This window comes from Herbidospora sp. RD11066 (genome assembly GCF_054661255.1).
Map to the genome: position 1 here is coordinate 295,296 of NZ_BAAGDO010000008.1, position 25,162 is coordinate 320,457.

Below are 25,162 nucleotides of genomic sequence, written 5' to 3' on the forward strand. Positions count from 1 at the left end.
TCCGCGACGTGGAGCCCCTGGTCGCCGTCCTGGTGGTCGTAGCCCTGGTCGGTGTCCCTGCGGTCGTGCTCTGGCGGGTGCTTCGTGGCCGCCGGGAGCTGGGCAGCGGGCCGGCCGAACGGGCCACGTTCGAGACCCTCCACACCGCCAGCCTCGCGGCGCCGCCCCTCCGGGCCGGGCTCACCCAGGCGGGCGTGCTGAAAGCCTCGCGTCATCTGCGGCAACTCCTCGGCTCACCGGCGATAGCGATCACCAACGCCGAGGAGTTGCTGGTCTACGACGGGACCGGCGACCACCACGCCCGCGAGGCGTTCGACCACGCCACGAGCACGCTCAAGGACGGCCGCATCCAGGTCCTCCAGCTCTCGTGCACCCAGCCCGAATGCCCGATCCGGCACGCGGTCGTCGTGCCGCTCACCACCGACGACCGGGTGGTCGGTTCACTGGCCGCCTACGGCGACCACACTTCCGCCGGTCTTGTACGTGCGGTGCAGGAGGTCGCGCGGTGGGTCGACTCGCAGCTCGAACTCGCCGAGCTCGACCGGTCGCGCACGCTGCTCATGGAGGCGGAGGTACGAGCCCTCCGGGCGCAGATCTCCCCTCACTTCATCTACAACTCCCTCACGACGATCGCCTCGTTCGTGCGGACCGACCCGGAACGCGCCCGGGAGCTCCTGATCGACTTCGCCGACTTCACGCGTTACTCCTTCCGGCGGCACGGCGACTACACCACCCTCGCCGAGGAGCTGCGCTCGATCGACCGCTACCTGACCCTGGAGCGGGCCCGCTTCGGCGACCAGTTGCAGGTGACGCTGCGGATCGCCCCCGAGGTGCTGGCCGTGGCGGTGCCGTTCCTCTGCATCCAGCCGCTGGTGGAGAACGCGGTCAGGCATGGCCTGGAGAGCAAGCCGGGGGTCGGGCGGATCACGATCATCGCCGAGGACGCCGGGGCCGAGTGCTCGATCACCGTCGAGGACGACGGGCTCGGCATGGACCCCGAACACCTGAGGAAGGTGCTCGCGGGGGAGGAACGCGCGACGGGGGTCGGCCTGGCCAACGTGGACGAGCGCCTCCGCCAGGTCTACGGCGACGAGTTCGGCCTGGTCGTCGAGACCGGGCAGGGGGCCGGGACGAAGGTGGCCATGCGGATGCCGAAGTACCGGCCGGGGGTGGCGGTTCGCTAGCGGCGTCGGATGGCCCGAGATCGGTCCGTCGCCTTGCGAGCCGGGAGCGGGTGAGGGGCGCCGGAAACGGGGCGCACCGGAGGCGGTGGTCGGGGCCGGGCGGGCGGAGCCGTAACGGAGAAGAGAGCTTTGTAGTTAACGATCCGGCTTTCGCGTTGACTTATAAAAGCCGATTTATCACGCTCTAGGGACTCATCCAGTGAAGGGGTATGACGTGAGCGGCTTGCGGGTGCTGGCTGTGGATGACGAACAGCCCGCCCTTGAAGATCTGGCCTATCTCCTGCGCGCCGATCCCCGCATCGGTGAGGTGCAGACCGCGCGCGACGGTGCCGCCGCGCTCAAGCTGCTCGACCGGGCCATGGCCGACGGGCGCCCCATCGACGCCGTCTTCCTCGACATCCGCATGCGCGGGCTCGACGGGGTGGTGCTCGGCCGCCTGCTCACCCAGTTCTCGCGGCCCCCGAAGGTCGTCTTCGTGACGGCCTACGAAGACCACGCCGTCGACGCCTTCGAACTCAAGGCTGAGGACTACCTGCTCAAGCCGGTACGGCCCGACCGTCTCGCCGAGGCGATCCGGCGGGTCTGCGCGGGCAGCGAGGCCTACACCGAGCCCGAGACCAGCGACACCATCCCGGTCGAACTGGGGGGTGTGACCCGGTTCGTCGCCTCGACCGAGGTGCGCTACGTGGAGGCGCGCGGCGACTACGCCCGCCTGCACACCGCGACCGGCAGTCATCTGGTCCGCATCCCGCTCGCCGCCCTCGAAGAGAGATGGGCCTCGGCGGGGTTCCTGCGGGTGCACCGCAGCCATCTCGTCGCGGTCAAGCACATTGACGAGCTGCACATCGACTCGGGCCGCTGCGTGGTCCGCATCGGCGAGACCGAGATCCCCGTCAGCCGCCGCCACACCCGCGAACTGCGCGACCTGCTGGTGCGCCGGGCCCGCCGCGCGAAGCCCGAGCAATGACGAAGGCCCGCCGGGAGACGGTCACCAGCCCACGCACCGCCGCCGCGCGGCGCCCGCGCTATCCCGTCACCCGGGAGATCGACGAGCAGACGCAGCTCGGCGAGGTCTACATGACCTCGCTGATCCGCACCCAGTTCCGGCTGGCGCTGTTCGTCTGCACGCTGCTGGCCTGTGTCATAGGCGGGCTCCCTTTACTGTTCATGCTGGTCCCGTCGCTGCGTGAGGTCGTGGTGCTGGGGCTGCCGCTGCCGTGGCTGGTGCTGGCCGGGCTCATCTATCCGGCGTTCGTCGTCGGGGCCTGGCTCTACGTGCGGGCGGCCGAGCGCAACGAACGGCGGTTCGCCGAGCTGGTGGAGGGCGATTGAGCTCCCTCGTCGCGATCGTGCTGGTGGTGCTCGCGGCGGTGCTGATCGGGGCGTTCGGTGTACGGGTCTCGCGCACCACCTCCGACTTCTACGTCGCCTCGCGCACGGTCACCCCGCTCTGGAACGCCTCGGCGATCGGCGGAGAGTACCTGTCGGCGGCCTCGTTCCTGGGCATCGCCGGGCTCATCCTCACCTACGGCGCCGACATGCTGTGGCTCCCGGTCGGCTGGACCGGCGGCTATCTCGTGCTGCTCGTGCTGGTGTCGGCGCCGCTGCGGCGGTCGGGGGCCTACACGCTGCCCGACTTCGCCGAGGCGCGCCTGGAGTCGATGGTCGTGCGGCGGGTGTCGAGCGTGCTCGTCGTGCTCATCGGGTGGCTCTACCTGATGCCGCAGTTCCAGAGCGCCGGGATGGTGTTCCGGGCGATCACCGGGGCGCCCGCGTGGGCCGGGGGGTTGCTGGTCGCGGGGGTCGTCGCGGTGAACGTGCTGTCGGGCGGGATGAAGTCGATCACGTTCGTGCAGGCGTTCCAGTACTGGCTTAAATTGACCGCGCTGGCCGTGCCGCTCGTCTTCATGCTGCTGGCCTGGCGGGCCGACGGCGCGCCGGGGCTCCAGCCGGGCGACCCGTGGGCGCTGCCGCTGCACGGGCGCGAACACCCCGTCTACGCGACGTATTCGCTGATCCTGGCCACGTTCCTGGGCACGATGGGGCTGCCGCACGTGCTCGTGCGGTTCTACACCAACCCCGACGGCCGGGCCGCCCGGCGGACCACGCTGGTCGTGCTGTCGCTGCTGGGCGCCTTCTATCTGTTGCCGTCGATTTACGGCTATCTCGGCCGGGTCTACATGCCGCCGCTCGACGGGCCCGACTCGGTCGTGCTGGCGCTGCCGGGGCACCTGGTCGGCGGGGTCGCGGGGGAGCTGCTGACCGCGCTGGTCACCGGCGGGGCGTTCGCGGCGTTCCTGTCCACCTCGTCGGGGCTGGCCGTGTCGGTCGCCGGGGTGCTCGGGCAGGACATCCTGCGGTTCACCGACGGCGTGCGGTCGTTCCGGGTGGCCACGGTCATCGGGGTCGCGGTGCCGTTCGCGCTGGCGATCGTCGCGCGGGCGCTGCCGGTCGCCGACGTCGTGGGGCTGGCGTTCGCGGTGGCGGCCTCGTCGTTCTGCCCGCTGCTCGTGCTCGGCATCTGGTGGCGGCGGCTCACCACGTCGGGCGCGATCGCCGGGCTGCTCGCCGGTGGCGGGCTCGCGGCGGTGGCCGGGCTCATCACGATCGTCGGCGGTCCGCACGGTGGCTGGGCGGGGGCGCTGCTGGCCCAGCCGGCCGCCTGGACGGTGCCGATCTCGTTCTCCGTCATGGTCGTCGTGTCGCTGCTCACCCCCGCCAGGGTGCCGCCGAACGTGACCCGCACGATGGTACGTCTCCACACACCCGAGACACTTGACGTGGACCGGGGCGATTGGCGTCCACGGTCGTCATAACGGACAGTTGAGGTCGGCCGAAAAGGCTGCCGTTCGTCGTGGATAGCGGACCATTCGGCGCAAGCCGTACAACACTGAGCGCCTTTGCCCGTCGGCTCGGCGAAGCGCGGCTCTCCGTATCTCCTCCGCGGGTAGCGTCCACTTCTACCTTGTGGGTGATTCAGATCACAGCGTGGGAGGTCTCGTGACGACTCAGCATCATGACTCGTCGGTATATGAGCAGATAAGAGCGACGGAACGGTTCCAGGAGCTGCGTCGCCGCTACCGCTCATGGGCGTTCCCGATGACCGTCGCCTTCTTGGTCTGGTACCTGCTGTACGTCGTGCTGTCCGCCTTCGCGCGCGACTTCATGGCCATCAAGGTGCTGGGCAACATCAACGTCGCGTTGATCTTCGGACTGCTCCAGTTCGTGTCGACCTTCGCCATTTCATGGGCCTACTCGCGCCACTCGACGGCCAAGCTCGACCCCCTGGCCGACGAGCTCCGCGGTGAGATCGAGAAGGCGGAGAAGTAAATGAGCCACACGACACTCGCGACCGTCCTGTTCCTGCTCTTCGTCGTCGGCACCCTGGCGATCACCTTCTGGGCCAGCCGCCAGAACAAGACCGCCGCCGACTACTACGCGGGCGGGCGCTCGTTCAGCGCCGCGCAGAACGGCCTGGCCATCGGCGGCGACTACATGTCGGCCGCCTCGTTCCTCGGCATCGCGGGCCTCATCGCCCTCTACGGCTACGACGGCTTCCTCTACTCCATCGGCTTCCTGGTGGCGTGGCTGGTCGCGCTGCTCCTGGTCGCCGAGCTGATGCGGAACTCCGGCAAGTACACGATGGCCGACGTGCTCGCCTTCCGGATGAGCCCGCGCCCGGTCCGCACCGCCGCCGGCGTCTCCACCATCGTGGTCTCGATCTTCTACCTGCTCGCGCAGATGGTCGGCGCGGGCGCGCTGGTCGGCCTGCTGCTCGGCATCACCTCCGACTCGGGCAAGGCGCTGACCATCGTCGGCGTCGGCATCCTGATGATCGTGTACGTCGTCGTCGGCGGCATGAAGGGCACGACCTGGGTCCAGATCGTCAAGGCCGTGCTGCTCATGGGCGGCGCGACCCTGGTCACGCTGCTGGTCCTCGGCAAGTACGGCTTCAACCTGTCGGGCCTCATGGGCGAGGCCGCCGACAAGAGCGGCAAGGCCGCGGCCTTCCTCGAGCCGGGTCTGCGCTACGGCACCGAGGCCCAGGGCATCTGGGGCAAGTTCGACCTGATCAGCTTGGGCCTTGCCCTGGTCCTCGGTACGGCCGGTCTGCCGCACATCCTCATCCGCTTCTACACCGTGCCCACCGCCAAGGACGCCCGTAAGTCGGTCCTCTGGGGCATCGGCATCATCGGCACCTTCTACCTGCTCACCCTCGTCCTCGGCTTCGGCGCCGCGGCCATGGTCGGCAGTGAGGCGATCCGGGCGGAGAACGCGGCCGGCAACACGGCGGCACCCCAGCTCGCCCTGGCGATCGGAGAGGCCATCTTCGGCGACATCGGCGGCACGATCCTGCTGTCGATCATCGCGGCGGTCGCCTTCGCCACGATCCTCGCGGTCGTCGCCGGCCTGACGCTCGCCAGCTCCTCCAGCTTCGCCCACGACCTCTACGCGCACGTCTTCAAGCGCGGGAACGTCACCGAGAAGCAGGAGATCCTGGTCGCCCGGATCTCGGCCTTCGTCATCGGCGCGGTCGCGATCGGCCTGGGCATCCTGGCCCAGGCGCAGAACGTGGCGTTCCTGGTCGCCCTGGCCTTCGCCATCGCGGCCTCGGGCAACCTGCCCGCGATCCTCTACAGCCTGTTCTGGAAGAGGTTCAACACCGCCGGCGCGGTCGCCTCGATCTACGGCGGTCTCGGTTCCGCCCTGATCCTGGTGATCTTCTCGCCGGTCGTGTCGGGCCGTCCGACCTCGCTGATCAAGGACATGGACTTCCACTGGTTCCCGATGGAGAACCCGGGCCTGTTCTCGATCCCGATCGGCTTCCTGTGCGGCTACATCGCCACGCGGCTGAGCAAGGAGTACAACGAGTCGAAGTACGCCGAGATGGAGGTCCGCTCCCTCACGGGTGTCGGTGCCGAGAAGGCGTCCACGCACTAACGCTCCTCCAGGAGAGAGAAGCCCTCGGGACCCGCCCCCGGGGGCTTCTCGCCTTTTGATAGGCGGCTATGCCTTTTCCGGCATGTCGGTCGTAGGGAGGCAACGGCTATGGTCGGCGTCGTGGACAGCCCATCGGATGCGCGCAGCCGGATCCTCGACGCCGCCGAGGAACTGTTCGCCGGCGGCGGCTACGACGCCACTCCGACCGCCCGCATCGCCCAGGTCGCCGGGGTGCCAAAAGGGCTCGTCTTCCACTACTTCCCCCGCAAGATCGACGTCCTGGTGTCCCTGGTCGACGAACGCACCCTCGTGACCGAGGAGGACCCCGAGCCCGGCGATCCCGCGCGGGCGCTGTCCAAGCTCGCCCGGCGGCTGCCGCTTACGGCGTCGCCGTCGATGCGGCGCATCCTGTTCCGCGAGGCCGACACCCACCGATCGGTGAAAGACCGGATCCACGGGCTGAACAGCGAGATCGTCCGGCGGGCGCGGTTCACGCTCGAACTCGCCCGGCCCGGGGGGCGGGGCGACGCGGCCCGGCTGGAGGCGGCGGCGGCGACCTTCGCGGCGGTGCTCCTCTACCAGGAGAGCATCGCCCACCTGACCGGGCTCACGATCGACGCCGACGTGGTGGCCGACCTCATCGCGACCGCGCTGTTCGGCTGATACTGGTCTTTCCGGTGATATGCGGTGAAAATGCGAAGCCGCACGCTTTTCTGGGGGCATTGATGAATTCGGCCAAAGCGGTGGCCGCCGTCGCCGTCGCCGCCGTGGCGGTGACCAGTGGTGTCGTGGGTGTGGTCCTGGTGACCAGCGTGCCGGGCCCGACCGTCACCGTTCCGGAGATCGTCGCCCCCGTCGCGTTGGTCGAGGGTCGGGACGTCGCGTTCCGGGGGTTCGAGCCCGGTGAGACCGTCGTCGTGACCGACGGGGCCCGCGAGGTGCTCCGGTTCACGGCCGACGACCTCGGCCAGGGTCGCGTCACCCGCTTCCACCGGCACATTCCCCGCGACGCCGAACGCCACGACCTCGTCGTCACCGGGCAGGAGACCGGATGGGAGGCGCGGTTCATGTATTTCGCGAATTCCGAAACGGATCCGCCTTCTGTATTCGAGCGGTAAAGCGATTAATCTAGATCAAAAGTGCAGAGCGCCTGGAGGTCGGATGAACACCGCCAGACTGGCCGCGGCGGCGGCCATCGTCTCCGTGTCGCTGACCGTGCTCGCGGTGGGCGCGATCCTGATAGACGCACCTGATGAGGGACTCCCGGAGGAGACTCCGCTCTCCTACTCCGACGTCACCGCTCCGCCGGACACGCCCCGGCGTGAGGTGATCGACCCGCTGGGGCCGACAGAGTCGGTGGGGCCGTCGAGGGTGCCTGTCCGGCCCCCGCTGGAGACGGCGAAACCGACGGTGGACCCCAACGCGCGGCCCACCGTCGAGGTCTGGGGTGACCCGGCGTTGCGCTCCATCGATCTCCTGTTCGGCGGGTTCCAGCCCGGCGAGGTCGTGATGGTGACCAATGAGGGCAGGGAGGCCGCCCAGATGGAGGTGGACGAGGGAGGCTCCTACCGGTTCCGCGGCTTCATCTACCACCGCTCCCTCCCCGACGGACCCCACGAGTTCACCGCCACCGGCCAGACCTCGGGCCGCTCGATGACGTTCACCCTCAACGTCTGAGAAATCTTCGGCGGCGGTGTAGAAAAACGCCGGGCCCGTTCGAGGAGAGGGCATGAACCGCAACCTGCCGATCCTCGGCGCCCTCGCCGGCCCCTTCTATGTCGTCGTCTCGCTCCTCGAAATCGTCACTCGTGACGGCTTCGACCCCCTGCGCGACCCGTGGAGCGCCCTGTCCCTGGGCGACCTCGGCTGGATCCACGTCACCAACCTAGAACTCTCCGGCCTGGCCGTCGTCGCGGGCGCGCTCGCCTTCACCGGGCTCCTCAGGGTCCTCTTCTCCCTGTACGGCCTGAGCCTCATGGGCGCCGGAATCTTCACGATCGACCCCGTCGGCAGTGACGTGAGCCTCTCCGGCACCCTCCACTTCGTCTGCGGTGGCATCGGCTTCACCGCCATCACGGTCGCGGCGCTCGTCCTGGCCCGGCGGCTGCGGGCCGAGGGCGAGCCGGGTGCGGCGCTCGGTTCGGCCTTCGCCGGGATCTTCTTCTTCGGGAGCTTCGCCGCGATGGCCTCGGCGGGTGGAGCGGGCTGGAGCCTGCTCCTGTTCACCGCCGGGGTCATCGTGATCTCGGGCTGGTACACCGCGATCTGCCTGCGGCTCCTCAGGTCAGCGGCCCGTGCCCAGAGTGCGCAGGCCCGGTAGGGCGCGGTCGGTGTAGTCGAACAGGGCCTGGTTCTCCCAGCCGTTGCCCGAGCTCGGGTCGGCCGGATCCCAGCCGTTGCCGCGCACACCCGTCCAGGTCGCCTCCCAGTAGAAGAGGCCCAGGCCGAGACCGTTGGGGACGGCCCTGATGATGTCGTACATCTTCTTGACGAAGGCGACCTGCCCCTGCGGGGTCGCCGGGTAGCCCGGGTAGGGCTCGGCCGACAGGATGATGTTCTCCCAGCCGTCCTTGTCGGCCGTGGTGAACGGGTAGGCGGTCTCGGCGACCACGACGGGTTTGCCGTAACGGGTGGCGACGTCGTTGAGGTTGGCCTGGAAGGCGTCGAGGGTGCCGTGCCAGTACGGGTAGTAGGACAGGCCGATCACGTCGTAGCGGATGCCGTGCGTGGCGGCGTTGTCGAACCACCAGCGGTAGAGGCCGTTGTCGCCGCCGTTGGCCAGGTGGAGGATCACCTTCGTGTTCCGCGAGACGGCCTTGACGGCGTCGTATCCCGCGTTGAGCAGCCCGGCCATGCCGGGCCAGTCGGTGTACTGCCCGTCGGGCCAGAGCAGGCCGCCGTTGAGCTCGTTGCCCACCTGGACCAGGTCGGCGGTCGCGCCCTGCCGTTTCATCGTGTTGAGGACGTCGAAGGTGTGGTCGTACACGGCCTGTTTGAGCTGGTCGTAGGGGAGGGCGGCCCAGGCGGCGGGCTTGTTCTGCTTGCCCGGGTCGGCCCAGGAGTCGGAGTAGTGGAAGTCGACCAGGACCTTCAGGCCGAGCGCCTTCGCCCGCTTCGCGACGGCGACCACATGGGCCTTGTCGTTGTAGCCGTCGGCCGGGTTCACCCAGACCTTCAGCCTGATGTGGCTCACGCCGGCCTGCTGCATGATCCGCAGCGCGTCGCCGCGTCTGCCGTTCGCGTCACGGTAGACGCCGCCGTACGCCTCCGACTTGGCGAGGCTGGAGACGTCGGCGCCGCGGATCGGTAAGGGTGGCTGGGCCTGCGCGGGCGTGGGTAACGCGAGCAGACCGAGAGTGGCCACGAGGGCCACGAGAGTGCGTTTCACCTGGTTCCTCCGGTCGGGGTGTCAGGGGGTGCGCACGACGCACACCCCACCGGCGGGCACCTCCCCGGTGAAGGGGGCACCCGAGATCAGCTCCGCACCGGTCACGCCCGGCACCGAGGCCGGGACGTCGGCGTGGTTGATGAGGAAGACATACGACCCGCGCCGCACCATTTCGAGCGCGTCGGGAAGCTCGCCCGCCGGGGTGACCCCGGCCCGGACGACGATCTCGGCGAGCAGTTCCCGCAGGTCGTCGGTGGCGGTGGCGACGTACCAGGCGGTCCCGGCACCGAGGCTGTGCCGGGTCACGGCCGGATGTCCGGCGTCGGGCCCGGTGGCGAAACTCTGGACGGTCCGCGCCCCGGCGGGCCGCACCCGCTCCGACCAGATCCGCCCGACGCCGTCGGGCCGGGCGAGGGCGACGGTCTCGTGCTCCCTGAGCGGATGGAACTCCTCCACGCTCAGCCCGAGCACCTCGCGCAGCACGCCCGGATAGGCGCCCGGGTGGACGGTGTCGTTCTCGTTGACGATCCCCGAGAAGTAGGAGACCACGAGGGTCCCGCCGTCCTCGACGTAGCGCTGGAGGTTCTTCGCCGCGCCCTCGGTGAGCAGGTAGGCGCTCGGCACCACCACCAGCCGGTATCCCGAAATGTCGGCGGACGGATGGACGAAGTCCACCGTCACGTGCTCCCGCCACAGCGCCTCGTAGTACGCCCCCACCCGCTCCAGGAACCGCAGCTCAGAGGAGGGACGCCACTCCAGTTCGAGGGCCCAGTAGGACTCCCAGTCCCACACGATCGCGACCTCGGCGCTCACCCGGCTCCCGGCCACCTCGGCCAGCGCCCCGACCTCGGCGCCCAGTCGCACCACGTCGCGCCAGAGCGCGGAGTCGGTGCCGGCGTGCGGGACCATCGCCGAGTGGAACTTCTCGGCGCCGAACCGGGAGGCCCGCCACTGGAAGAACATCACCGAGTCGGACCCCCGCGCCACGTGAGCGAGGCTGTTGCGGCGCATCTCTCCCGGACGTTTGGCGACCCCCCACCGCTGCCAGTTGACCGCCCCGGTGGAGTGCTCCATCAGCAGCCACGGGCCGCCCCCGGCCAGCGAGCGGCTGAGGTCGGCCGACATGGCCAGGTGGATGTGGTTGTCGGGGCGTTCGGCGTCGAGGTAGTGGTCGTTGGCGATGACGTCGACGTCGCCGGCCCACGTCCAGAGGTCCATCGACTTGCAGTTGACCGTCCCGGCGAAGTTGGTGGTCACCGGCTTGCCGGTCAGCAGTTCCTTCTGGAGCAGGTAGTGGCCGCGGTGCTCGTCGTTGGCGAAGCGGGCGTAGTCGAGGCGCTGGGCCGGGTTGACCACGGTGTGGCTCCAGCGGGGGGCGTCGATCTCGGCCCAGTCGCCGTAGTGCTGACCCCAGAAGGTGGTGCCCCAGGCGTCGTTGAGGGCGTCGAGGGTGGCGTAGCGGACCTGGAGCCAGTCGCGGAACGCGGCCACGCTGGCGTCGCAGTAGCACTCGCCGAGCGGGGCGCCGTATTCGTTGTGGACGTGCCACATCACCACGGCCGGGTGGTCGCCGTAGCGCTCGGCCATCCTGCCGACCAGTTCGGCAGTGGCGTGGCGGAAGGCCGGGTGGCTGGAGCAGGCGTGTTCCCGGCCGCCAGTGCCGACCCGCCGGCCCTCCCGGGTCACCGGGAGCGAGTCTGGATGTTTCAGCGAGAACCAGGGCGGCGGCGCGGCGGTCGGGGTGCCCATGTTGACGGCGATCCCGGCGGCGTGGAGGCGGTCGACGACCTCGTCGAGCCAGCCGAACTCGTAGCGGCCCTCGGCCGGTTCGAGCAGGGCCCAGGCGAAGATGCCCAGGCTGACCATGGTGACCCCGGCCTCCCGCATGAGCCGGACGTCCTCCTCCTGCACCTCGCGCGGCCACTGTTCCGGGTTGTAGTCGCCGCCGAACGCGATGCCTGCCACGGGCCCCCCATTGCTTTGGTTCTGTGAACGTGCACAGTAATTCACGGCGGGAGGGCCGTCCAGTTAACGAGCATGTAACGGGGCATTGACAGCGAACCGCCGTGATTTCAGTCTGTGAACGTTCACAGAGACTCCCCGGAGGTTCGGATGCGTACGACACGACTGGCCATCGCCGCGCTCGCCGTCACCCTGGCCGCCGGGTGCAGCAGCGGCGGCACCCCTGTGGAAGAGGAACCCTCGTCGTCGGGACCGGTCGCGCTGACCTACTGGACCTGGGCCCCGAACATGGACAAGATCGCCGAGGTCTGGAACAAGGCCAACCCCGACATCAAGGTCACGGTCAGCAAGCAGGCCGGTGGCGACGACGCGGCCGCCAAGTTCCTCACCGCCGCCAAGGCGGGCAACGCCCCCGACCTGGTCCAGGCCGAATATCAGCACCTGCCCTCGTTCGTCGCCGCCGACGCGGTCGCCGACCTGGCCGCCGACACCGCCGCCATCAAGGCCGAATACAGCCAGGGCCTCTGGGGCCTGGTGACCCTCGGCACCGACGGCGTCTACGCGATCCCGCAGGACAGCGGCCCGATGATGCTCTACTACCGCAAGGACCTCTTCGAGAAGTACAAGATCGACGTCCCGAAGACCTGGGACGACTACGCCGAAGCCGCCCGCACCGTCCACAAGGCCGATCCCAAGGTCTACATGGGCAGCTTCTCCAGCAAGGACCCGGGCTGGTTCGCGGGCCTGGCCCAGCAGGCGGGCGCCCAGTGGTGGACGATCTCCGGCGACGCCTGGAAGGTCGGCATCAACGACGCCGCGACCACCAAGGTCGCCGAGTTCTGGGGCGGCCTGGTGGCCGAGGGCGTCATCGACGACCAGCCCTACTTCACCCCCGAATGGAACAAGGCCCTCAACGAGGGCACCCAGCTCAGCTGGCCCTCGGCGGTCTGGGGCCCCGGCGTCCTGGAGAGCAACGCCCCCGACGGCAAGGGCAAATGGGGCGTCGCCCCGCTCCCGCAGTGGTCGGCCGGGGAGAACACGAGTGGCTACTGGGGCGGCTCGTCCACCGCGATCTCCTCCGGTACGAAGAACAAGGCCGCCGCCCTCAAGTTCGCGACCTGGCTGAACACCGACCCGGCGGCTCTGGACCTCCTGGTGAAAGAGGCCTTCATCTACCCGGCCGCGAACAAGGGCCAGGCCGCGCTCGGCGAGCCCCCGGCCTACTTCGCCGAGAGCCAGCCCGGCTTCTGGACCCAGGCCGCCACCATCGGCGCAACGGCACGTGGCTTCACCTTCGGCCCGAATGTCGGCGTGACCTACAACGCTTACAAGGACGGCTTCGACAAGGCCCTCCAGGACAAGTCACCCTTCGGCGGCGCCGTGACCTTCATGCAGGACGCGACGGTGGCGGACATGCAGAAGTCCGGCTTCACCTTGGCGGGCTAGATGTCCAACCAACCTGAGGGCGTTCCGCAGGGCGAGCCCAACCGTGGCCGCGATTCTGCTCGTGCGTCTGTCCACATGGGTGGCGATCAAAGTGCGCCAGGCCACGCCCGCAGTGACTTCCGGAACCGCTCCGGCGGCGAAGGCATTCGTGCTCACCGTGGTCAGCCCGGTTCCCGAATCGCAGCGCCCTACTTGTTTCTGGCGCCCGCGATCGTCCTCTTCGTCCTGTTCTTCGCCTTGCCCATCGCTTACACCGTCTTTCTGAGCCTTCGGCGCACCCAGGTCTCCGGCCTCGGGCTGGGGCGGGGGTCGCGGCAGGAGGTGTGGGCGGGGGCGGAGAATCTTCAGGCCGCCGCGACCGACGGGGAGCTGTGGGCCGGGTGGCTCCGGGTGCTCGGGTATGGGGCGCTGGTGCTGGTCGTGATGCTGGGGCTGGCGCTGGTGTTCGCGCTGTTCCTCGACTCGGCGCACGTGCGGCTGGCGCGGTTGAGCCGGATCGCGATCTTCCTGCCCTACGCCGTGCCCGGGGTGGTGGCCTCGCTGCTGTGGGGGTTCCTCTACCTGCCGAGCCTCACCCCGCTCGGCGGCGTCGACTTCCTGGGCGCGACGGCGGTGACCTACTCGATGGCCAACATCGCCGTCTGGGGCGGGACCGGGTTCAACATGCTCGTCCTCTACACGAACCTGCGGGCCATCCCGCGCAGCTACTACGAGGCGGCCAGGATCGACGGCGCCTCCGAGCTCGCCATCGCGTTGCGGGTGAAGCTGCCGCTGCTAGTTCCGGCGATCGTGCTCACCACGGTCTTCTCGCTGATCGCCACCATCCAGGTCTTCACCGAGCCGACGACCCTGCGGCCACTCACCAACACCATCAGCTCGACCTGGAGCCCCCTGATGAAGGTCTACCGGGACGCCTTCGTGACCGGCGACCTCTACTCGGCCGCGGCGACGTCGCTGGTCATCGCGGCCGTGTCGATGGTCGTGTCGTTCGGGTTCCTGCGCGTGGTGCGCGGACGCGCCTTCGGGGAGGCCTGATGACGCGGCTGCTGCCCACCGGGATCCTGCTGCTCGGGGCGCTCTACTGCCTGCTGCCGGTGAGCTGGGTGCTGGTCTCGGCGACCAAGTCGCCCGGGGAGCTGTTCACCCTCGGCACCTTCGCCCCCGGCACGGGGCTCCTCGACAACCTGGCCGAGCTCAATGCGTACAGGAACGGGGTTTTCTGGAAGTGGATGGGCAACACCGCGTTCTATGCGGGCGGCGGGGCGCTGCTGTCGACGGTCGTGTCGGCGGTGGCCGGGTTCGCGCTCGCCAAATATCGGTTCCGGGGGCGGAACCTGATCTTCAACGTGCTGATCGGCGGGGTGCTGGTGCCGTCGGTGGTGCTGGCCGTGCCGCAGTACCTGCTGTTCGCCAAGGTCGGGCTCGCCGACACCTACTGGGCCGTGCTGCTGCCGCAGATCCTGCATCCGTACGGCATCTACCTCGCCCGCATCTACGCCAACGCCGCCGTGCCCGACTCGCTGCTCGAAGCGGGGCGCATCGATGGTGGTAGCGAGTGGCGGCTGCTCGGGAAGGTGGGGTTCCCGCTGATGGTGCCGGGGATGGTGACGATCTTCCTGTTCCAGTTCGTGGCCATCTGGAACAACTTCCTGCTGCCGTTCATCATGCTCGGCGACGACGGCAAGTTCCCGCTGACCGTCGGCCTCTACACGCTGCTGGCCGCCGGGGCCAACCAGCCCTCGCTCTACAACCTGATCATCACCGGCGCGCTGCTGTCGATCATCCCGCTGATCGCGCTGTTCCTCACGATGCAGCGCTACTGGCGGACCGACCTGTCGGGCGGAGCCGTCAAGGGCTAGTGGAGAATAACGGGGTGAAACGGCCCACCATCCACGACGTCGCGGCGGCGGCGGGCGTATCGCGCGGGACCGTCTCCCGGGTGCTCAACGGCGACCGCTACGTCAGCACCGCCTCCCGGATCGCCATCGAACGCGCCATCGCCGAGACGGGCTACGTCGTGAACCGCAACGCGCGCAGCCTCGTCACCCAGCGCGCCGGTTCGGTGGTCATGGTCCTGTCGGAGCCCAACGAGAAGATCTTCGAAGACCCCAACTACAGCACCACCATCCGCACCGCGATCCGCCGCCTGGCCGCCCGCGACCTCTCCCTCGTGATGATGATCGCGGGCGACGCCGGCGACCGCGACCGGGTGCTCCGCTACGTCAAGGGCGGCCACGCCGACGGAGTGCTGCTCCAGTCGACCCACGCCGGAGATCCGCTGGTCGAGGCGCTCGGAGCGCTGCACATCCCGGCCGTGTCGTGCGGCGCGGTGATCGGCATGGAGAACGTCATCCCCTTCGCCGCCTGCGACGAACGCGGCGGCGCCCGCCAGATGACCGAATACCTGGCCGCCCAGGGCCGCAGGAAGATCGCCATCATCACCGGCCCGATGGACACCCCCGGCGGCATCCAGCGGCTGGAGGGCTTCACCGACGTGCTGGGGCGCAAGGCGTCCAAGAAACTGATCGAACACGGCGACTGGACCCGCCAGTCGGGCGAGCAGGCGATGGCCCGCCTGTTGGAGCGCTCCCCGGATCTCGACGCCGTGTTCTGCGCCTCCGACGTCATGGCCGGGGGAGCGCTCGCCACCCTGCGCGCGGCCGGTCGCCGGGTGCCCGACGACGTGGCGGTCGGCGGCTTCGACGACTCCGACGTCGCCATGTCGACCCACCCGCGGCTGACCACGGTCCGGCAGCCGCTGGCCGAGATCGCCGAGGAGACGGTGCGTCTCCTCCTCGACCTGATCGACGGCGCCGAACGCGTGGAGTCGGTGACCGTGCCGACCCGCCTGGTGGTGCGCGAGTCGGCCTAGAAGATCTAGTCGGGGTCGACGGCGTCGGCCAGCTTGACCAGTTCGGCCATCGCCTCGCGGAGGTGGTCCATGATGCGCCAGACGTCCGGCACCCGGGCCGGACAGGCGACGACGCCGAAGTCGAGGCTGCCGTCGTAGGAGAGGCACGTGATGGACAGGCCGCCGGTCATGTCGGTGAGCACCGACATCGGGTAGTAGGCCATCAGCCGCGCACCGCACATGTAGAGCGGCAGCTGCGGCCCCGGCACGTTGGACACGATGAGGTTCACGCCCGGCGTCACCCGTCCGGCCAGCCGGAAGAGGTGGGGCGTGGCCAGGTCGGCGATCGGCGCGGGCAGGATCGAGCAGAGGTCGTTCAGCCAGCTCGACCGCGACTGCGCGAAGCGCCGCTTGGCGGTGGACATGAGGCCGCGGACCGCCGACAGGCGCTTCTCGGCGTCGCCGACGTCGGTGGCCAGCGGGGTGATCATCGCCGAGATCTGGTTGCCGATCGCCTCGCTGCCCTTGGTGGTGCGCACGGCCACCGGAACCGCCGCGACCAGCGGCCGGTCGGGCAGGGCGGCGTGCTCTTCCAGCCACGACCGCAGCGCGCCCGACACGACCGTCATCACGACGTCGTTGACGCTCATGCCATAGGTCCGCCCGACGTGCTTCACGTCGCTGAGCGCGACCGAGCCGTAGGCGAAGGTCCGCATCCGGGAGATCGGCCCGTTGAACGGGGTGCGCGGCGCCGCCAGCGAGGGCAGCGGCGGCAGCGGCTTCTCGCCGAACAGCCGCCGGGCGGCGCTGGCCAGCCGATGGGCACCCGGCAGCCCGCCCGACACGGGCATCGCGTCGAGGTCGGAGACGGCGCGGGCCAGTGACTTGACCGCGTCACCCGGCTGGGACAGCAGACGGCCGAACGCCCCGGCGAGCATCTCGGCCGGGTTGGGCGCCTTCTCGCGCGGCGCGTCGGCGGCGGGCGGGTCGACCTTCCGCTGCTCGGGACCGAGATCGAGGAACGCACCGAGGATCTCCGACCCCGACACTCCGTCGATGGCCGCGTGGTGGACCTTGGTGTAGACGGCCACGCGGTCTTCGCCGAGGCCGTGGATCAGGTGCATCTCCCAGAGCGGTTTGCGCCGGTCGAGTTTGCGTGCGTGGAGCCGGGCGACATGGACGGCGAGCTCGTCTTCATGCCGGACGGTCGATTCGTGGACGTGGTCGTCGACGTCGAAGTCGTCGTCTTCGGTCCAATAAGGCCGATCGAGCCCGAAGGGCACGTCGGCGAGCCGCATCCGCAGCGGCGGTGCGAGGTGCACCCGTTCGCGCAGCAGCGCGACCAGGCGTTCCCGGGTGACGCTGCCGTCCAGGACGGCGACGCCGGCGACGTGGGTGACCGTAGTGTCGGACTCCGTGCTGAGGAACTGCGCGTCGAGTGCCGTGAGCTGGCCCATGGGCAACCTCCCCCTGTCGTTCTCCGCCGGTTTCCGGCCCCATCTTCCTCAGGAGCGGTTACCGGGGCGTTACCAAGACGTCTCCAAGGAGCGATTCTGACAGCGCGGAATCGTCTCCCCGTACTTCCCCCATAGGCGGCCAGCCCCCCGCGAACCCCCCCGAGCTGCGTGAAAAGCGGCGAACCTTCCGTAAAGGTAACACTTCGCTATTCGACGATCACCGGGTGCGCCACGATAGCGTCGAACAGATACCCCATCTGGTGGTCCGGCGTGCTTTCCGGCTGCCTGTACCCATTGTGATCTACCGCCCTGGCGAGCAGCACGCCGGGGCCCTTCTCGCGGGGACACCACTCGACGTGCCAGGGCGTCCAGGCCCGGGTGCCCCGCCGGTGGAAGGCCTTCCGCCAGGTGTGACCGCCGTCGGTGCTGACCTCGATCTTCGCGATCCCGCCGTTCCCCGACCAGGATCGGCCGCGTAGGACGTGCCTCTTCCCGAAGGGTACCGACGCCGGCCAGGGCAGCTCGAAGGCGCTCTTGACCGACGGCGTGGTGACCCCGGTGGCGAACGGGCTCGCGAGGGGCCGCGCCGCGACCTCGATGTCGCCCAGCCACTTGATCGACGCGATCCCCACCCACCCGGGCACCACGAGCCGCGCCGGATAGCCGTGATCCGGGGGAAGCGGAACCCCGTTCATCTCGTACGCGATCAGCGCGTCGTCCAGCGCCTTCTTCAACGGGAGGGCGTGCCGGACATGGCCGAGCCCCTCGACCGGCTCGTCGAGCCCGGTGGCCAGCACGTCGACGGCGTCGGGCCGCACCCCCGCCAGGCCGAGCACCGACTTCAGCGGCACCCCGCGCCAGCGCGCCACCCCGATGGAGCCCAGCCCCGCCCGGCCGTTGTCCGCGCACTCGATCGCCACGTCGAGCGTGCGTGCGGGAAGTCTTCGCAGGTCCGTGTACGTGAGCGAGCGAGGCCCCTCAAGGCCGTCGCCGTGCAGCCGCAGCCGCCAGGAGTGGGAGTCGATCAGCGGGGTCGCGGTGTGGTTGCCGACGAAGAACCGGTCGTTCGGCGTGTGGTAGCCCTGCCCCGCCATGGACTCCCAGCGGGTCGCGGCATGGGCGCCGCGGACGGTGAAGAGGTCGTGGGGCAGCGGCTTGACGATCGGGTGGCGGTGCGCGGCGAGGGGGGCGATGTCGCCCAGAGTGCACAGAGCGGTCCGGTTCACGGGGAGCCCCTTCCCTTATTGGTATTTCCTACCAGGAAAGTCGCAAATGCGCCAAGCTCAGCGGCCCAGGAAGTGCAGGAGACGATCGAGGGGCCAGGTGTTGATCACGTCGTCGGGGGTCAGCCAGCCGCGCTGGGCGATGCCGACGCCGAACTTCTGGTTGTCGAGATGGGGGATGGCATGGGAGTCGCTGTCGATGGAGAACTTGACGCCGTGGTGGCGCGCGAGACGGACGAGGTCGGAGGGCAGGTCGGCGCGGTCGGGGTAGGCGTCGATCTCCAGCGCGGTGCCGGTGCGGGCGGCGGCGCGGAAGACGGCGTCCCAATCGGCGTCGACGCCCGGCCGCCTGCCGATCTTGCGGGTGGTCGGGTGGCCGATGATGTCGACCCCGGGATTCTCACAGGCCGCGATGAACCGGCGGGTCATCTCGTCGCGCGACTGGTTGAAATGCGAGTGGACGCTGGCCACGCACACGTCGAACCCGGCCAGGATGTCCTCCGGCCAGTCGACGCTCCCGTCGGGCGCGATGTTGAGCTCGCTGCCGTGCAGCAGCCGCATACCGGGGTAGCCCTTCTGGAGCTCGCCCAGGCGGGCCCGCTGCGCCAGGGCCTTCTCCAGCGTCATCCGCTGCATGACCAGGTCGGGGGCGTGATCGGTGACGGCGTAGTAGGCGTAACCGCGCTTGGCGGCGGCGGCCAGCATGTCCTCCAGCGTGGCGATGCCGTCGGTCAGGTCGGTGTGGGTGTGCAGGTCGCCCTTCAGATCCTCCAGGGTGACCAGCCGGGGGAGCTCGTGCCGGAGCGCGGCCTGGATCTCGCCGCCGTCCTCCCGCAGCGTCGGCGGGATCCACTCCATGCCGAGGGCGGCGTAGATGTCCTCTTCCGTCGCGGCGGCGATGACCTTGTCGTCGGCGTCGAACAGGCCGTATTCGGAGAGCTTCCACCCCTTCTTCACGCACATCTCGCGCAGGTGGACGTTGTGCTCCTTCGACCCGGTGAAGTAGATGAGCGCGGCGCCCCACGACTCCTCGGGCACCAGCCGCAGGTCGACCTGGATGTTCTTGTCGGTGCGGACCGAGGTCTTCTTCTCGCCCCGGGCGATCACCTCGGTGACGAAGGGCTGGTGGGCGAAGGTCTCCATCAGCTCCGGCGACCCGACCGCCAGGATGTCGATGTCGCCGACGGTGTCGCGCATCCGCCGCAATGACCCCGCGAAGGCGATCTTGTCGGCGGCGATCGAGGCCATCACCTTGTCGGCCAGCTCGGCCGCGATGCCCAGGTGGACCCGGGTCTCGGCCATCTGCGCGATGCCCTTGAGGATGTTCTCCTCGGTCTTCGCGCCGAACCCCTTCAGCCCCTTGAGCCGCCCCTCGCCGATGGCCTCGGCCAGCGCGCCGGGGGAGTCGATGCCGAGCTCCTGGAAGAGGAACAGCGCCTTCTTCGGCCCGAGGGTCGGGATCTTCGTCAGTTTCCGTACGCCGTCGGGCACCTTCGACCGCAGGTCGTCGAGCTGGCGGAAGCTGCCCCGTTCGAGGAACTCCTCCATCTTCTTGGCGATGGCCTCGCCCACGCCCGGGATCTGCCGGACCGGGGTCTCGCGCAGGTCGCCGGGGTAGCCGGCGATCGACTTGGCCGCCTTCTGGTAGCTGCGCACACGGAAGGCGTCGCCGCCGTTCAGCGCGAACAGTTCGGCGTACTCTTCCAGGGCCGCAGCGGCCTCGTCATTCGCCCGTGCCATGTCGATCAGCGTACATAGCGGTGCTTGACGCCGGGCGGGAAGTGCTCCGGGTCGGCGTATGGGCGCAAGGTGATCAGCGGGAGCTGCCGGCGCTCGGGGACGTAATGGGCGAACTCGCTGTTCAGCCGCCTGAGATGGGTGAGGATCTGGGCGGCGATCTCCTTGGCCAGGTCCTCCGAACCGGGCTCGTTCCTGGCGAGCTCGACGGTGATGTGGAGCCCCTCGGCGCCCTCGGGGGCCGACAGCACGAACTTGCCCGTGACGGCCTGGTTGACCTCGGGCTGTTCGAGGCCCACCGACACGTTTTCGGCGTAGACATTGGCGCCGTAATAGGAGACGGCGAATCGGCTGCGGCCGAAGACGTACACGAAAGGCAGTTCTTCGCCTTTGTTCTCCGGCTGGAAGCCGATTCTCGCCAGCATTTCGCCGTAAGGGATCAGGCCGCCTTCGTCGGCGATGTGATAACGGATCAGCGGAATGCCGTTGTCGCCGGAGAAGAGCAGGGTGCCGTCCGATTCCTCGAAATAGCGGACCGCCGGGTCATATTGGACCAGCGTGGGCAGCCGGTCGGCACCGAAGAGCTCTCTGGCCTTCTCGGGGTGCTCGGCCAGATGCCTTCTGATCTCGATGGACAGCGGCGTCTCGTTCCCCAGGACACCGGCGTCGGCGGTGCCGTACAGAGAAGCGGTGGAGGTGACCGGGTCGGCGATCCCGGCCCGGTCGGCGACCAGCGTGCGCCACTCCTCGGAGAAGACCTCGCCCGCCGTGACGATCTTGATGTTGTAGCGCTCCCAGGGGACGCCCGGGGTGTCGATGACATCCTTGACGAAGGGCGGATAGCCGAACAGGACCGTCTGCTCGGCCAGCGGCGCCAGCTCGGGCACCACCCGGAGGATCTCGGCCGGGTTGTTGCCCGGCGCCACGACGGTGATCGGATAGCCGCGATCGGCCAGATGCCGGACGCAGGCGAGGGTGAACAGGCCGCCCACCCAGGTGCCGAGCGAGAAACAGACGACGGCCAGCGTGGGCCTTCTCCCGAACCCGTCGAGCACCTGCGCGAACCGGTCGGCGATCACCTTCTCGTCTTCCGTGGTCCTGGCCCAGAACGACGGCTGACCGGTGGAACCCGAACTGACCGCGATCATCCCCTGGAGGGCGCCGCCGCGGCAGAGGTCGTTGAGCGGATGGCGCCGCGTGTAGTTGTCTTTGGTCGTGAAAGGGAGCGTTTCCCAGTCGGCTTCCGTCGTGATGGCGGCGGGATCGATGGCGTGCTCCCGCAGAAAGGCGGCATAAGCCGGAACGGTGGCCGCGACACGGTGGAACAACTCGATGGGCGCCATGGGGCGACTGTAGCGGGGGGCTTTGTGAGCATTCGAGGCGTGGTCCGGGAATGGCACGCGGAAGAGGGCTGGGGCGTCATCGACTCCCCGGAGACACCCGGCGGCTGCTGGACTCATTTCAGCCACATCCGGGCCGACGGCTATCGCGAGCTGAAGGCCGGCGAGGCGGTGGACCTGGAGTGGGAGTCCCCGGGCCAGGACGGTTACCCGTTCCGGGCCCGGGGAGTCACCCGTCAGAAGTGAGCCGACCTGGACTGATAGGGGTCCTGGAGGGTGGCCAGTTCCTTGTCCGACAGGTCGAGGCCGACGGCGGCCAGGGCGTCGGGGATGTGGCCCTCCTTGGTCGCGCCGATGATCGGGGCGACCATGCCGGGCTGGTGCAGCAGCCAGGCCAGGGCGAGCGTGGCCGGGGCGACGTTCCTTTCGCCCGCCAGCTCGGCGACCTTGGCCAGGACGTCCTCGTCACCGGGGCCGCCGTAGAGGAAGCGCTGGCGGTGGCCGTCGCCGTCCTGGCGGGTCGTGTGCTGGGCCTGACCGGCACGGGCCAGCAGGCCCCTGGCCAGCGGCGACCACGGGATGAGGCCCACGCCCTGGTCGGCGCAGAGCGGGATCATCTCGCGCTCCTCCTCGCGGTAGAGGAGGTTGTAGTGGTTCTGCATGGCGACGAACTTGGTCCAGCCGTTCTTCTCCGCGATGTGCTGGGCCTTGGCGAACTGCCAGGCGCGCATGGACGATGCGCCGATGTAGCGCGCCTTGCCGGCCTTCACGACGTCGTGGAGGGCCTCCATCGTTTCTTCGATGGGGGTTTCGTCGTCCCAGCGGTGGATCTGGTAGAGGTCGACGAAGTCGGTGTTCAGGCGGGTGAGTGAGTCGTCGATGGCGGCCATGATGTGCTTGCGGGACAGGCCCTTGTCGTTGTGGCCCTGGTGGACGGGGAAGAAGACCTTGGTGGCCAGGACGTAGTCGTCTCTGCGTGGGAAGAACTTCTTGAGCAGGTTGCCGGTGACGATTTCGGAGTGGCCGGCGGAGTAGACGTCGGCGGTGTCGAAGAAGGTGATGCCGCCTTCGACGGCCTGGCGGACGAGTGGTTCGGCCTGGTCTTCGGGGAGCATCCACTCGGCGCCCTCGCTGGGGCGGCCGTAGCTCATCATGCCGAGACAGATACGGCTGACCTTCAGGCCGGTGGTGCCCAAACGTACATAATCCATGACCTTCACACTAAGTCCTGCGCCTGATCATGCTGCGTCCACCCGCCGTGCGGCGCCCGCTGCCCTTCCGGAATTCGAGGGCGGCGAGCCTGGAAAATGCCGCCCAAAAGAAATTGAAGAAATTGCCGCGTCATTCACTGGGCCGGCGTGGGCAGGCGTGCGCCCGACGTCTCCCGAGCACCGACCAGGCTCGTGCCCGACGTGCGGCGCCGCGGCGCCCGTCGATTCGACATTCTCGAATGCCGGTGAGGAATCCGCCGCCGGCCGGGGAAGTCCGCGAATCGAAACCCTTGACAAGGTGTGACGCATTTATCAAAGCTGTGATCAGGTACGAAAATCGAAGAGGATTCGAGTTATTCGAAATGGCGATGACGGGAATGGCGTTCGAGCTGCCGGAGACGGCGGCCCGTCCCCTATCCACCGCCACCCGGCCAACGCACATCGGCACCCGTGACGGGGCCGCGCCTCACGTGCGTCCCCCGAGCCACTGAGCGGCCCGGACGGACGCCTTGCTCAACGGAGAAGGAAGCGAATGAAAGCACCAACTCGGAATCGTGGACGTCGCTCGGCCGTGGCGGCCCTGAGCGTGGTCACCCTGGGGGCGTCCCTGCTCCTCGGCGTGACACCGGCCGCCGCCGACGGGTCCGTCGCCTCGATCGTCTTAGGCGACGTCAACCAGGAGACCGGTCTCCGCCAGATCGAGCAGGGTGACGGCACGACCGCACCCGTGACGGTCGGCGGGAGGAACGCACGCAAGACCGTGCAGACCTCGGCCCCGGCGCAGCACATGTACTTCCAGGTCGACGACGCCATCGCCTTCAACGGCGCCTACGTCGCGTGCCTGATGGTCGAGTACTTCGACGAGGGCGGTGCCACCTTCCGCGTCCAGTACGACTCGACCACCAGCGCCTACGCCGGCACCGGTTCGGTGAACCGCACCGGGTCGAACACCTGGAAGACCGCGGGCTTCGAGCTGATGGACGCCCGGTTCGCCAACCGCGAGAACGGCGGCGCCGACTTCCGCGTCGAGGCCGGCACGACCGGCGTGACCTTCAGCAACGTCAAGCTGACGATCGTCGAGGACGACGGCGTGACCCCGCCGTGCGCGGCCGCCGATCCCGACCCGGAGCCCACCCCCATCCGCTGGCGGCTCAAGTACGACGAGCCGTTCAACAAGAAGATCCGCACCGAGGAAAGCCCCTGGGTGCTCGACGACTACAGCAACCCGGTCGACGACTTCAACGACGACAACGGCGACCTCTACCGCCTCCAGCTCGGCCCCGAGTTCGACGCCTCGATGGCGACCATGCGGACCTACCGGCAGGAGACCGAGTTCGGCAAGGACGGCTGGCTCACGGCGTCGCTCTCCACGCGTGAGACCGGCGGACGGGTCGACGACAGCTACACCGACACGGCCGAGCGTCCGTCGATCTCGACGGAGAAGCTGGACACCGTCGGTGCCGTCGCCAACATCACGGTGCCTCACTACACGGGTGGCGCGATCATCCGCAACACCGAGCCGCTGCCGCAGTACTACCGCATCGAGTACGAGCTCAAGACGCTCGACTTCGGTGGCCTGCGCAACGGCTCGCTGTTCTACGACGGCAAGTACAACGGGTACAAGCTCGGCGAGTGCAAGACCTTCTACCCCTGGGTCAGCAACCCGAACGACATCGACCCGAACGACCCCTGCGCCACCCGCTCGGTGGTTCAGGACAGCAACGAGGCGTACAACGCCTTCCACTTCATGTCGATCCTCGACTTCCCGGCGATGCCCCGGAACCTGGCGATGTACCACTGGCACCGCAAGGTGCTCATGGACCAGTTCAGCCCGGCCCCGTCGCGTAACACCAACGGCTACGACGTCTGCAACTCCCTGACCGGCCAGAAGTACCCCTGGGACACGAGCAACAAGACCACGGTGAACATGCTCTACTTCACCGGTTCGCTCGGCCAGTCGCAGACGTTCGTGACGAGCTGTGACCGCCGCCCCGTCTCCGGCGTGCAGAAGTCGGCCGTGGAGCTCCAGCCCGAGCTGATGCCCCACAAGGACTACGCGTTCGCCATCGAGCGCACCCCCGAGGGTTACACGATGGAGGTCAGCGGCGTCTTCAAGAACGTCGGCAAGCAGACCTACCGCTTCAGCCGTGGCTTCATCGACGACGACGCCGGCGTGATCGGGGCCAACGTCCCGATCTTCCACTACAACACGGACGCCTCGGAGTACAACGGCCAGTTCAACACCTCGCACCGCGCGTCGGGCGCCTTCGGCTCCAAGACGTGGGACAACCAGTGGCCGGCCGGCTCGGCCTACCCCGACTACTTCGTGATCGGTGAGCCGTACACGAACGTGGGCGAGGGCCAGGCCCGCATCGACAACATCCGCCTGTACGTGCCGAAGGACTAGGCACGGAAGTACCGC

Annotated in this window: 23 protein-coding genes; 16 read left to right on the forward strand and 7 right to left on the reverse strand. The window is 68.8% G+C overall.

Translation table 11 applies throughout. The features are described from left to right. The first annotated feature begins 8 nt into the window (after positions 1 to 8). The 10 genes from ACYQ78_RS28705 to ACYQ78_RS28750 all read left to right on the forward strand — a co-directional run bounded on the left by ACYQ78_RS28705 (position 9) and on the right by ACYQ78_RS28750 (position 8,445). The gene (locus ACYQ78_RS28705; protein WP_459804056.1) at positions 9 to 1,184 is read left to right on the forward strand and encodes a sensor histidine kinase; all 1,176 of its coding nucleotides are present in this window, start codon (positions 9 to 11) and stop codon (positions 1,182 to 1,184) included. Between the two features lie 214 nt (positions 1,185 to 1,398). Beyond that, positions 1,399 to 2,151 (forward strand): LytR/AlgR family response regulator transcription factor, encoded by a 753-nt coding sequence (locus ACYQ78_RS28710; RefSeq protein ID WP_459804057.1) that lies wholly within the window; start codon positions 1,399 to 1,401, stop codon positions 2,149 to 2,151. Further along, a complete protein-coding gene (locus tag ACYQ78_RS28715; protein WP_459804058.1) occupies positions 2,148 to 2,516 on the forward strand; it encodes a hypothetical protein in 369 nt (122 codons plus the stop codon). The genes ACYQ78_RS28710 and ACYQ78_RS28715 overlap by 4 nt, the downstream gene beginning before the upstream one ends. Then, positions 2,513 to 4,000, forward strand: a complete 1,488-nt coding sequence (locus ACYQ78_RS28720; protein ID WP_459804059.1) for a sodium/solute symporter — start codon at positions 2,513 to 2,515, stop codon at positions 3,998 to 4,000. Before ACYQ78_RS28715 ends, ACYQ78_RS28720 begins: the two co-directional genes overlap by 4 nt. A 184-nt stretch (positions 4,001 to 4,184) precedes the next feature. After that, entirely contained in the window at positions 4,185 to 4,514 is a 330-nt protein-coding gene (locus ACYQ78_RS28725) for a DUF485 domain-containing protein (protein WP_459804060.1), read from the forward strand. Then, a complete protein-coding gene (locus tag ACYQ78_RS28730) occupies positions 4,515 to 6,125 on the forward strand; it encodes a solute symporter family protein (protein WP_459804061.1) in 1,611 nt (536 codons plus the stop codon). A gap of 120 nt (positions 6,126 to 6,245) precedes the next feature. Then, positions 6,246 to 6,788, forward strand: coding sequence for a TetR/AcrR family transcriptional regulator (locus ACYQ78_RS28735; protein WP_459804062.1), 543 nt, complete (start codon positions 6,246 to 6,248; stop codon positions 6,786 to 6,788). A gap of 62 nt (positions 6,789 to 6,850) precedes the next feature. Next, positions 6,851 to 7,243 (forward strand): hypothetical protein, encoded by a 393-nt coding sequence (locus tag ACYQ78_RS28740; protein WP_459804063.1) that lies wholly within the window; start codon positions 6,851 to 6,853, stop codon positions 7,241 to 7,243. A gap of 43 nt (positions 7,244 to 7,286) precedes the next feature. Continuing rightward, positions 7,287 to 7,802: a hypothetical protein gene (locus ACYQ78_RS28745; RefSeq protein ID WP_459804064.1), complete on the forward strand. Its 516-nt coding sequence runs from the start codon at positions 7,287 to 7,289 to the stop codon at positions 7,800 to 7,802. 52 nt (positions 7,803 to 7,854) lie between these two features. Beyond that, complete coding sequence (locus tag ACYQ78_RS28750; RefSeq protein WP_459804065.1) at positions 7,855 to 8,445, forward strand: DUF998 domain-containing protein; 591 nt, start codon at positions 7,855 to 7,857, stop codon at positions 8,443 to 8,445. On the opposite strand, the gene ACYQ78_RS28755 is transcribed toward ACYQ78_RS28750, so the two are convergent. Then, positions 8,410 to 9,513 (reverse strand): glycoside hydrolase family 53 protein, encoded by a 1,104-nt coding sequence (locus ACYQ78_RS28755; RefSeq protein ID WP_459804066.1) that lies wholly within the window; start codon positions 9,511 to 9,513, stop codon positions 8,410 to 8,412. The genes ACYQ78_RS28750 and ACYQ78_RS28755 overlap by 36 nt on opposite strands. Before the next feature lie 21 nt (positions 9,514 to 9,534). Then, positions 9,535 to 11,478: a beta-galactosidase gene (locus ACYQ78_RS28760; protein ID WP_459804067.1), complete on the reverse strand. Its 1,944-nt coding sequence runs from the start codon at positions 11,476 to 11,478 to the stop codon at positions 9,535 to 9,537. A gap of 147 nt (positions 11,479 to 11,625) precedes the next feature. Between ACYQ78_RS28760 and ACYQ78_RS28765 the strand changes: the two genes are divergently transcribed. The 4 genes from ACYQ78_RS28765 (at position 11,626) to ACYQ78_RS28780 (ending at position 15,793) form a co-directional block, all read left to right on the forward strand. Next, complete coding sequence (locus tag ACYQ78_RS28765; protein ID WP_459804068.1) at positions 11,626 to 12,921, forward strand: ABC transporter substrate-binding protein; 1,296 nt, start codon at positions 11,626 to 11,628, stop codon at positions 12,919 to 12,921. Between the two features lie 237 nt (positions 12,922 to 13,158). Then, complete coding sequence (locus ACYQ78_RS28770; RefSeq protein WP_459804069.1) at positions 13,159 to 13,956, forward strand: carbohydrate ABC transporter permease; 798 nt, start codon at positions 13,159 to 13,161, stop codon at positions 13,954 to 13,956. Continuing rightward, positions 13,956 to 14,780, forward strand: a complete 825-nt coding sequence (locus tag ACYQ78_RS28775; protein WP_459804070.1) for a carbohydrate ABC transporter permease — start codon at positions 13,956 to 13,958, stop codon at positions 14,778 to 14,780. The genes ACYQ78_RS28770 and ACYQ78_RS28775 overlap by 1 nt, the downstream gene beginning before the upstream one ends. Before the next feature lie 14 nt (positions 14,781 to 14,794). Then, positions 14,795 to 15,793, forward strand: coding sequence for a LacI family DNA-binding transcriptional regulator (locus tag ACYQ78_RS28780; protein ID WP_459804071.1), 999 nt, complete (start codon positions 14,795 to 14,797; stop codon positions 15,791 to 15,793). Between the two features lie 5 nt (positions 15,794 to 15,798). Here the strand turns inward: ACYQ78_RS28780 and ACYQ78_RS28785 are convergent, their stop codons facing one another. The 4 genes from ACYQ78_RS28785 to ACYQ78_RS28800 form a co-directional block, all read right to left on the reverse strand. Continuing rightward, positions 15,799 to 17,229 carry a WS/DGAT/MGAT family O-acyltransferase gene (locus ACYQ78_RS28785; protein ID WP_459804072.1) on the reverse strand — a complete coding sequence of 477 codons (1,431 nt, stop codon included), beginning with the start codon at positions 17,227 to 17,229 and terminating at the stop codon, positions 15,799 to 15,801. Between the two features lie 206 nt (positions 17,230 to 17,435). After that, positions 17,436 to 18,455 (reverse strand): molybdopterin-dependent oxidoreductase, encoded by a 1,020-nt coding sequence (locus ACYQ78_RS28790; RefSeq protein ID WP_459804073.1) that lies wholly within the window; start codon positions 18,453 to 18,455, stop codon positions 17,436 to 17,438. Between the two features lie 57 nt (positions 18,456 to 18,512). Beyond that, a complete protein-coding gene (gene polX / locus ACYQ78_RS28795; RefSeq protein ID WP_459804074.1) occupies positions 18,513 to 20,192 on the reverse strand; it encodes a DNA polymerase/3'-5' exonuclease PolX in 1,680 nt (559 codons plus the stop codon). 5 nt (positions 20,193 to 20,197) lie between these two features. After that, complete coding sequence (locus tag ACYQ78_RS28800) at positions 20,198 to 21,532, reverse strand: phenylacetate--CoA ligase family protein (protein ID WP_459804075.1); 1,335 nt, start codon at positions 21,530 to 21,532, stop codon at positions 20,198 to 20,200. 39 nt (positions 21,533 to 21,571) lie between these two features. Here ACYQ78_RS28800 and ACYQ78_RS28805 point away from each other — a divergent pair, with 39 nt between their 5' ends. Further along, the gene (locus tag ACYQ78_RS28805; protein ID WP_459804076.1) at positions 21,572 to 21,775 is read left to right on the forward strand and encodes a S1 domain-containing protein; all 204 of its coding nucleotides are present in this window, start codon (positions 21,572 to 21,574) and stop codon (positions 21,773 to 21,775) included. Here ACYQ78_RS28805 and ACYQ78_RS28810 read toward each other — a convergent pair. Continuing rightward, entirely contained in the window at positions 21,766 to 22,740 is a 975-nt protein-coding gene (locus ACYQ78_RS28810; RefSeq protein WP_459804077.1) for an aldo/keto reductase, read from the reverse strand. The two genes, ACYQ78_RS28805 and ACYQ78_RS28810, sit on opposite strands and share 10 nt — an antisense overlap. A gap of 532 nt (positions 22,741 to 23,272) precedes the next feature. Between ACYQ78_RS28810 and ACYQ78_RS28815 the strand changes: the two genes are divergently transcribed. Continuing rightward, on the forward strand, positions 23,273 to 25,147 hold the full coding sequence (locus tag ACYQ78_RS28815; protein WP_459804078.1) for a hypothetical protein: 1,875 nt from the start codon (positions 23,273 to 23,275) through the stop codon (positions 25,145 to 25,147). The last annotated feature ends 15 nt before the right edge of the window (positions 25,148 to 25,162 follow it).

Coding starts and splice junctions, on each gene's coding strand:
- ACYQ78_RS28740 (WP_459804063.1), top strand. CDS start 6,851: ATGAATTCGGCCAAAGCGGTGGCCGCCGTCGCCGTCGCCGCCGTGGCG.
- ACYQ78_RS28815 (WP_459804078.1), top strand. CDS start 23,273: ATGAAAGCACCAACTCGGAATCGTGGACGTCGCTCGGCCGTGGCGGCC.
- ACYQ78_RS28750 (WP_459804065.1), top strand. CDS start 7,855: ATGAACCGCAACCTGCCGATCCTCGGCGCCCTCGCCGGCCCCTTCTAT.
- ACYQ78_RS28715 (WP_459804058.1), top strand. CDS start 2,148: ATGACGAAGGCCCGCCGGGAGACGGTCACCAGCCCACGCACCGCCGCC.
- ACYQ78_RS28775 (WP_459804070.1), top strand. CDS start 13,956: ATGACGCGGCTGCTGCCCACCGGGATCCTGCTGCTCGGGGCGCTCTAC.
- ACYQ78_RS28765 (WP_459804068.1), top strand. CDS start 11,626: ATGCGTACGACACGACTGGCCATCGCCGCGCTCGCCGTCACCCTGGCC.
- ACYQ78_RS28730 (WP_459804061.1), top strand. CDS start 4,515: ATGAGCCACACGACACTCGCGACCGTCCTGTTCCTGCTCTTCGTCGTC.
- ACYQ78_RS28785 (WP_459804072.1), bottom strand. CDS start 17,229: ATGGGCCAGCTCACGGCACTCGACGCGCAGTTCCTCAGCACGGAGTCC.
- ACYQ78_RS28800 (WP_459804075.1), bottom strand. CDS start 21,532: ATGGCGCCCATCGAGTTGTTCCACCGTGTCGCGGCCACCGTTCCGGCT.
- polX (WP_459804074.1), bottom strand. CDS start 20,192: ATGGCACGGGCGAATGACGAGGCCGCTGCGGCCCTGGAAGAGTACGCC.
- ACYQ78_RS28745 (WP_459804064.1), top strand. CDS start 7,287: ATGAACACCGCCAGACTGGCCGCGGCGGCGGCCATCGTCTCCGTGTCG.
- ACYQ78_RS28810 (WP_459804077.1), bottom strand. CDS start 22,740: ATGGATTATGTACGTTTGGGCACCACCGGCCTGAAGGTCAGCCGTATC.